The 1,183-nt window shown below is 36.7% G+C and carries 2 protein-coding genes; one reads left to right on the top strand and one right to left on the bottom strand.

The genetic code is table 11. The features are described from left to right. A partial coding sequence (locus AC1DRF_RS28725) for a GntR family transcriptional regulator (RefSeq protein WP_477742402.1) occupies positions 1 to 564 on the bottom strand: 564 nt, incomplete at its 3' end. 208 nt (positions 565 to 772) lie between these two features. On the opposite strand from AC1DRF_RS28725, the gene AC1DRF_RS28720 reads away from it, so the two are divergent. Next, positions 773 to 1,183 (top strand): isocitrate/isopropylmalate family dehydrogenase (locus AC1DRF_RS28720; RefSeq protein ID WP_477742401.1); only part of this gene is annotated, 411 nt, incomplete at its 3' end.

Raw genomic sequence — 1,183 nt, 5'->3', positions numbered from 1 at the left:
GAACACTTGCTGATGCTCATTTAAAATCTCAGCAGCGCGTCCTTTACCTTTAAAATTAAGCACCCGACAAAAATAAATCAATACATTTACGCTATCGAGCTGTTTTTTTAAATGTTTATTATGACTGTATTGAAGAATCAGCTGGTGAAAATGTTCATTTAGCTCAATAAGTCGAGAATCTTCGGCTCCTTGCTTTATTTCCTCAGCGGTTCTATCTAACAGCTGCTCAATGAAAAGAAGCTCTTCATCAGAAGCGCGAGTAATACACAGCTCAATGGCTAAAGACTCTAAAGCCGTACGAATTTGATAAATTTCTTCTACGTCTTCAGGAGACAGGGAATAAACAATAAAGCCTGTTTTTTGATCTGCAACTAAAAGGCCGTCTTTTTCTAATAAACGCATTGCTTCTCTTATGGGAGAGCGGCTAACCCCAAATGCTTTAGCTRACTGGGTTTCATTGATTCGCTGGCCCGGTTTATATTCACCGTTCACAATCATTCGCTTAATTTTTTCATAAAATTGAAGATAGTATGGTAACGGCTTATGTAAATCAAAATTGTTCATTGATATACCTCGTTTATTTATAATCATTTATTTCCTAATTATAATACGCTTGTTCATAAGAGTCATAATAATTTTGAATTTTTGAAGAAAATGAATATATTCAGAATCTTCTTGATGAAAGCGTTCTTTTTACGTATAATCAAATAGATAATATCAGTCGACGGTCGACCGATAGGTTTTTTACATAAAAGACGCAGGGGGATTTTTGATGAAAACGTTAAAAATAGCCAACATACCAGGAGATGGAGTAGGAAAAGAAGTTGTGCCGGAGGCGGTTAGGGTCCTTCATACGATTGCAGATCTTCACGGGGGATTAAAATTTGAATTTACAGAATTTCCTTGGAGCTGTGATTATTATTTGAAATACGGACAGATGATGCCGGAAGATGGGCTAAAGCAGCTTCAACACTTTGACGGAATTTTTTTAGGGGCTGTAGGAAATTTAAATCTTGTGCCAGATCACGTGTCTCTATGGGGTCTGCTCATTAAGATTCGTCGAGAATTTCAGCAGGTAATTAATATTCGTCCAGCCAAGAGGTTAAAAGGCATCGCATCTCCACTAACGAACCCAAAAGATTTTGATTTAATTGTTGTTCGTGAAAATAGTGAAGGAGAATAC

The organism is Priestia sp. P5_B4, assembly GCF_056400385.1.
This window is presented reverse-complemented; position numbering and strand designations above follow the sequence as displayed.